The following is a 6,887-nucleotide window of genomic DNA, read 5'->3' as shown; positions in this document are numbered from 1 at the left end:
AACCAAGATCAGGAAGAAAATTAATGCCAGACCGAGAGAAAAACTCAATTTCTCGACTCCGGCTGAGGTCTTTTTCAAAAATATTTCGTAATGTTGCACTCGCTGGTTGACTCTGCCGGCTCTATAAAAAGCGGAAACCATAAAAAAATTTCCGCTTTTTCTTTTGCCATTCCAAAATAAATCCTCATATTTGCAATGCTGTACATTTGAATCAGGCGAGATGGCTCGCCAAATAACTTTACTGCGGGCATTTTTTATGTCCAAGGCATAGCCTATTATATCTTATAGTTCCGTCCCGTGTGGAGTCTTAATGGACCCACGGCCTGATTCAGGTGTACAGCAGCGGGGAGCGGAACTTTTTTTGTTTCCTCTCCGTAATTTAACAAACATATTGTTTCATTTTAAACTGCTGTACAAAAATGAAAAATCAAATTGCCCTGCCTGCAAACCAGGCAAAACAAAGCCGTATATCGTTATGGCTTAACCGTGAAAATGTATTGTTCTCCTCCATCATGGAAGAGAAAGTTTCCAACCGCCAAGCTGTGCTTATTTCTCAAGCACTGGCTTCCTTCAGTATCCTAACCTGTTCCGTATTCACCCATTGGCTGGCCGCCATTGCCTGCCTCTGCTGGTTTGCCTATTCCATCTTACTTTGCAAGAAAGGAGGTTTATAATGGATGACAATGTAGAAAAAGCGGTTTTCAGAGTACAGAAGACTTCTTATTACAATAAGAATGGGCTATTCATCGAAGAATTCCAGATATGTATGAATGGTTGTGATAGCATCATGTGCCAGAGAGAGGAGTTCGAAGATTTATACAAGATAATGGGTATTGCCCTTAATGACAGAAAGGAGGAGACAAATGGAAGAAGCGGTAAATTTTGATGTTTTAGTTCTTCAGCAATATTGCGAACAATGGCTTCCAGCTAAGGAAGTTACAGATTATACAGTATTTAAGACATCGCAACAGATACAAGACGAGTTGAGTGAAATGGTCGATATAAGTATTAACGATATAACGTTCAACTTACTCAAAATAGGTTTTAAGATAGCAATTAATCCAGAAGGGAAACCGGCATGGATAATGCAGCGCAGATAGACTGTAAGTTTTTAGATGATTACATTTTTTCTACATTTATATCGAGGTGTGGCGTCGTGAGGACGCTGCACCTTTTGTCTTTTTACCCCTTTCCGGAGCCGGGTATCTTTGAGAAAAACAAAGATTTATGCTCACTATTCCACAAGATATACCCGATTTCGTCCTGTCCTCACAGCTGGACAACTTCACAATCAGCGCAGACAAAAGGGTAACCTTTGTGCTGAAGCAAGCAAATACGGTCATTCTGCAAGAAACCTATACTCAGGACACCAGCAACCAGATACACATTCTTGATTTGTTTTCCCTCATGGAGCCTTACCTTATCGGTTCACCGATGCTTCAGTTCAGCTACGAGGTATCTGCTTCCAGTGAAACAACCATCAGCAAGACCTTCACGGTGCTGTTATGCCGTCCCATCATCCCCTGCAGTGGAGTAGATTTCGTGACGAACTATTTCCTGACGACCTTGGCAGGGCGTGACAAAATAACCTCTTTCAACCGCACGGAAACCCTCTATCTTACTACCGGAAGTTTGTCTTCAGGCGGCACAACTATTCCCGTGACGGCAGAATGTGTCTTCGTCAACGACCAGAACCAGCTTCTCAAATCCACGCGTTCACTGGGCAATGTGGCCGACTACGGTATCCGCTCCATAGACGTATCCCCTTCCCGACTTACCCAGTCCGGCTACCGGCTGTTGCGGTACACCATCCTGGCCGGCGCCCGGAAGCAGACCTTCCGCGTAGACCAGGACGAACCGGAATCCGTCGGCCTGAAGTTCCGGAACTCGTTCGGATGCGTCGAAACATTCTACTTTGTGGGCGGAGATACGGTAGAGCCGGAACTGACCCGGAATGCAGCTTACTTCGCCGGGCAATACAAAAACTATTACGTAGACGAGCAACGCAAGCACACACTCAATACAGGTTACATCCCCGAAGGCATGTTCAACCTGGCCGACGACGTGGCAAGAGCTACCGAAGTCTGGCTGATGGATGAATCCGACGACATTCCGATAACCATCACCGAAAGCAATACCAGCCGGAGCGATGAAGACGACGGACTGTTTGCTTTCACTGTTTCCTACATCTTCGCATCCCGGTACCAGCAGCGGATCCGTCTGCTTCCGGACATTTTCGACGACTCATTCGATGACACATACAATTAAAGCCTATGAACGTAATACATATCAAAGACGCATTAAGACTGCTCGAGTCCGGGCAGCCCTGCAACCTGAAGCTCTGGAAACTCAGCACAGGTGACATTCTGGAATACAAAGGCGCGGTGTGCGTCGGCTCGCACTGGCGACAGGGGCTCCATCGGGTTCGCCTTCCGGCATCCGGCGTAATCCGTTCCTTCCGCGACATATCCCTTTTCGAAATTAACAACATGACAATTTACCTTTAATATGGACAAGACAATCCTGCAATATGACGGCGACTTCATGCCTGGTGAGATATTTGACATCGAGGTTTCCAACGTGGCCACCGAAATGGCTTCCGTAGAAGACAGCAGTCTGGTATTCGATGAAGATGCAAATGTAAAGACTACGCCTGTTCCCGGACGGAAAGGCATGGTGTATGTCAATTTCGGTGAAGACAACCAGCTTCCGTTTAATATCATCAAGATGATAGGCATCGACGAAGTGATGAGCCAGAACAAGCTGTTCAACGTCATCACCTGTTACGGTGCCGGACTGAAGTACATGGACGTAGACACAAGACAGCCGACAACCCATCCCGAAATCAAGCGCTGGCTGATTCACAACAGCCTGCCGCTATTCCAGCTCGAGCAGGCTACAGACATGAAGTATTTCTTTTTCTGTGTGTCGGTCATCATTCTTTCCAGGGACGGCAAAAGAATCAACCGGCTCATTCACAAAGAGGCCTGCTACTGCCGTTTCCAACAGGCCAGAAAGGGCAAAATCAATCACGTGATTTATGCCAATTTCCGCGAAAACGCCTCGCTCCATCCGGAAGACTACGAAGTCATCCGTCTGCTGGATCCGCGCGACCCGCTGGGCGACCTGATGGTGCTCATGGGGCGTGAACCTGGGCGCGATGGCGAAACAAGAGTCCGTACTGAAGGCCGTAAATTCGCTATTCTTGTACGCTTCCCCACACCCGGCTTCCAGTATTACCCCATCCCCTACTACACCAGCATTTTCCGGGGCGACTGGTACGACATCAAACGACTGATTGGGAAAGGCAAGAAAGCGAAGCTCCGCAACCATGCCAGCGTAAAATACCAGGTCGAAGTACACAAGGACTACTGGAGTAACATCTGTGCGGAAGAGCATATTACCGACCCGCTGAAAAAGATGGAACGAATCAAAAAGGAGAAGGAAAACATCAAGAACTTTGTTTCCGGAATAGAAAACAGCGGCAAGGTTTGGATTACCGGATACTACATCGACCCGAATGGCCGTGAAGTCCGGATGGTACGCATCAATGTGGTAGAGACCGGCAAGGAAGGCGGTGACTGGAGCGAAGACATCCAGGAAGCCAGTAACATCACCTGTTACGGTGACAACATCCATCCCAACCTAGTAGGTGCCACACCAGGCAAGGGACAGAGTAACAACTCCGGTTCAGACAAGCGCGAGCTGTTCACGCTCAAGCAGGCACTGGAGATTCCTTTCCACGACCTGATGAACATCCCGCATAACATCGTCATCGAGTACAACGGATGGAGTGAGAAGGTGTATCCGGATGTGCCCATGGTGCTGCTCACCACCCTTGACCAGAACACCGATGCCAAACAAAAGACAGCTTCAGACCTTGAAAACAAATCCTAAAACGAATCAATATGGCTATCACATTTTCACAAGAGATTTTCGAGAAGATTTGTTCCTCTGCCACCAATTCCACGGCAGAGGTCTATGATATGATTGCTCCTCACCTGGATGACACGCTTCAAAGCATCAACTGTGTGCTGCTGGGTGATATGGCAGACAAATTAGATACTGTTCCCGGACTCGAGCAGGCGGTCACAAAACTGGTTTGTCTGCGTACCTATCAGGAGCAGATACCACAACTCGACCTGGTACTGACTCCCACCGGCTTCGGTGTGGTGTCTAACCAGAATCTGGCCCCGGCTTCGGCCGACAGAGTGAAGAACCTGCTGCAGCAAGTCACCAACGCAGCCGAAGATACCTACGACCGATGCCTGGAGCTGCTGGTCGGTACCAGCTGGGCAGATACGGCACAGGCCCGTATCAACATCCCGAACCTGATGTATACAGCCAAACAACTGAAAATGTACGTTGATTTTCCTTCAGCAGACGTACACCGTTCCAAGCTGCTCGAGTTCCGGACAAAGATGTACCAGGCAGAAGAAAAGATACGGCAGCACGTGTCGGCCGAGTTCTTCGACCACATCCTCGAACAGGCCCGGCACAATGCGTTCACCAAAGAAGAGTCTGCCATGGCCGACTACATGTGCAAGTTCATCGGCTTCTGCATCGCAAAGAACTGGTCGGCAGCAAAGAGCATGCTGGAACGCATCGAGAACTACGCGGAATCCAAAGTAGAGGTATTCACCAGCTACAAGGACTCCGAGGCCTACAAAGTCAAACATTTCCAGACTTACCAGAATGAAAAGAATGATTCCACATACTTTTGGGGGTAGAATACTCGACTTCCAGTTCCCCACTTCCTGGCAGCAGCTCAACCAGGAACAGCTTCGGTACGTATTCCTGGTCATCACCCTGTTTTCTCCGGTCAAGGCTAAGACTTACGTCTTCATGCGCTTCACCGGAATCCGTGTCCGGAAGCGAGTGAAAGAAGGATGGCTTTGCACCTTCCGCTTGAACTGGCACAAGAAACTGAGGTTCATCCTTCAGGACTGGCAGATTCGCAGCTTCCTCCGGCAGATTGATTTCATCTCCGAGCCCAACGCTTATCCCGTCCGGCTAGACAGAATAGGCGGTCGGTATGCCATCGATGCAATGCTGCACGGCCTGAGCTTCGAAGATTATCTTTGTTGTGAGAACCACTACCAGGGCTACCTGTATTCGCAGAACGTTTCTCAACTCAAAGCCCTGTATGGGTTCCTTTACAAGAAGAAGCCGGGTGTCAGAGGTTCACTGAAAGCCGCCTTTTCCCGCATCAAGGAATACGAACTGGTTTCCGTATTCCTCTGGTGGGGCAGCATCAAACTGTACTTCGCCTCCCTTTTTCCCCATTTCTTTCAGCCGTTCCACCAGAGGACCGACGCTGATCAGCCGGAACTGCCCGACCTGATGGGCGCGATGAACGCCCAGATCCGGGCACTGACCGGTGGTGACGTGACGAAAGAAAAGGAAGTCCTGCAGATGGACTGCTGGCGAGCCCTGACCGAACTGGATGCCAAAGCACACGATATTCAAATTCTAAAATCAAAACAAAATGGACACAAGTAAATTCTTTGACGGCCACGCCTATTTTAAAGAACTGACCGAAAAGAACAAGCTGGCCAAAGCCAACTCATTCTTTCCATGTTCCTGCAGCGGTATCAATTCGCTTCAGGAGGTCCTCGACAATTTCCGAAAACAATCCTCTTTCGTCTGCGTCGATGACACCAACGACGCTGCCGTCGAACAAATCGGTGGTGGCTGGTTCAAGAAGCGCACCTTCACGGTATTTCTCCTAATCCGGTACAAATACGATGACATGACCGACCGGGCGGCAAAGCTGGACATCTGCCGGCAGCTCTTCCGACAGTTCCATTCCCGCATGCTCCGTGACAAATACATCTACGAAGACCTGGATTTATCCTTCCTAAATGTCTCCAAAATCTACGCCCGTGAACTGGGGGAGTATTTCATATCTGGATGCACTGGCCTGTACTTTATGGTCGAACTGGCCGAACCTACGGATTTATGTTATAAGGAGGACGAGTGGAATGGCTAATACAGACACTAACAGGCCGGCAGCCACCGATGAAGACCGCAGAAAATATCAGGAAGCCTGGGCAGAAATGATGGTGAATATCTGGCGTGAAAAGATTGAGAGGCTGCACGTCATTAATACTTACTCGCTTCACCAGCAGATACGCGATAACGTCATATCTGCCACCGACTCGGTATCCATCATCCAGCACAAGTTTCTGGAGTACGGCATATACCAGGACATGGGTGTCGGCAACGGATATACCAAAGGTAACGGCGGTGACTTAGAGATATTAAACCCGGTTTATCGTGAGGAACACGGGTTAAATGTGCCTCGCAAAGTTGGTCCTAAGCCCGGTGGATACTATACATCCGGCAATCCGCGTAAACCTCGAGAATGGTTTTCCCGGCCCTACTTTGCATCCATCATGGTACTGAAGGAACAGATGGCCTACATGTACGGCGAAGAGTTCTGCGGCTTGCTTGTCGATAAAATAGAGGAAGCAAACCACAAGCGCAGCACTACGCTCCGATCACGCCTGTACGGTACCCGTAATCGGCGTAAATAAAGATGTCTTTTTACCTTACTGACAGGTTAATTTACTTCGTAAAAAACTCAGAATTATGGCAACAAAAACATTTGAAGAACTCAAACAATTAGCAATCCAGATCCGTGACGAAAAAACGAACAAACAGAATACTGCAACCCGTATCGGCACACAGATGCTAGAACACTTAGAGAAGCTCGAGCAGGATTACTATGACAAGACTACAATCAATAACCGAACAAGCGAATATAACGTATCAATAAATCATCCAACATCAGGCATATCAGGTGGGAATAAATACGACTTGACCAGCGCAATTGGACAAGTTCCGGCAGAACTTAGGACTGCAGGGCTTACCGTCAGCTTCAT

The 6,887-nt window shown here is 48.4% G+C and carries 11 protein-coding genes; 10 read left to right on the top strand and 1 reads right to left on the bottom strand.

The features are described from left to right. Positions 1–264: hypothetical protein (locus B5F25_RS22270; RefSeq protein ID WP_206423571.1), on the bottom strand; the 264-nt coding region annotated here is incomplete at its 3' end. Between the two features lie 155 nt (positions 265–419). Between B5F25_RS22270 and B5F25_RS20350 the strand changes: the two genes are divergently transcribed. The 10 genes from B5F25_RS20350 to B5F25_RS20300 all read left to right on the top strand — a co-directional run. Continuing rightward, entirely contained in the window at positions 420–674 is a 255-nt protein-coding gene (locus B5F25_RS20350) for a hypothetical protein (RefSeq protein ID WP_087251687.1), read from the top strand. Further along, positions 674–886, top strand: a complete 213-nt coding sequence (locus tag B5F25_RS20345; RefSeq protein WP_087251686.1) for a hypothetical protein — start codon at positions 674–676, stop codon at positions 884–886. Before B5F25_RS20350 ends, B5F25_RS20345 begins: the two co-directional genes overlap by 1 nt. Continuing rightward, on the top strand, positions 864–1,100 hold the full coding sequence (locus B5F25_RS20340) for a hypothetical protein (protein WP_087251685.1): 237 nt from the start codon (positions 864–866) through the stop codon (positions 1,098–1,100). Before B5F25_RS20345 ends, B5F25_RS20340 begins: the two co-directional genes overlap by 23 nt. A gap of 127 nt (positions 1,101–1,227) precedes the next feature. Then, the gene (locus tag B5F25_RS20335) at positions 1,228–2,268 is read left to right on the top strand and encodes a hypothetical protein (protein ID WP_087251684.1); all 1,041 of its coding nucleotides are present in this window, start codon (positions 1,228–1,230) and stop codon (positions 2,266–2,268) included. A 240-nt stretch (positions 2,269–2,508) separates the two neighbouring features. Then, a complete protein-coding gene (locus B5F25_RS20325; RefSeq protein ID WP_087251682.1) occupies positions 2,509–3,897 on the top strand; it encodes a hypothetical protein in 1,389 nt (462 codons plus the stop codon). Between the two features lie 11 nt (positions 3,898–3,908). Further along, a complete protein-coding gene (locus tag B5F25_RS20320; RefSeq protein WP_087251681.1) occupies positions 3,909–4,730 on the top strand; it encodes a DUF6712 family protein in 822 nt (273 codons plus the stop codon). Beyond that, positions 4,696–5,502 carry a hypothetical protein gene (locus B5F25_RS20315; protein WP_140407002.1) on the top strand — a complete coding sequence of 269 codons (807 nt, stop codon included), beginning with the start codon at positions 4,696–4,698 and terminating at the stop codon, positions 5,500–5,502. The genes B5F25_RS20320 and B5F25_RS20315 overlap by 35 nt, the downstream gene beginning before the upstream one ends. Beyond that, complete coding sequence (locus B5F25_RS20310) at positions 5,489–5,992, top strand: hypothetical protein (protein ID WP_087251679.1); 504 nt, start codon at positions 5,489–5,491, stop codon at positions 5,990–5,992. The genes B5F25_RS20315 and B5F25_RS20310 overlap by 14 nt, the downstream gene beginning before the upstream one ends. After that, complete coding sequence (locus B5F25_RS20305; RefSeq protein ID WP_087251678.1) at positions 5,985–6,539, top strand: hypothetical protein; 555 nt, start codon at positions 5,985–5,987, stop codon at positions 6,537–6,539. Before B5F25_RS20310 ends, B5F25_RS20305 begins: the two co-directional genes overlap by 8 nt. Positions 6,540–6,594: 55 nt before the next feature. Beyond that, on the top strand, positions 6,595–6,887 hold a 293-nt coding region (locus tag B5F25_RS20300), incomplete at its 3' end, for a hypothetical protein (RefSeq protein WP_140407001.1).

Source organism: Bacteroides sp. An19 (assembly GCF_002160215.1).
GTDB lineage: Bacteria > Bacteroidota > Bacteroidia > Bacteroidales > Bacteroidaceae > Phocaeicola > Phocaeicola intestinalis.
Note: the sequence above shows the minus strand (reverse complement) of the source record. Positions and strands in the feature narration are given on the sequence as shown.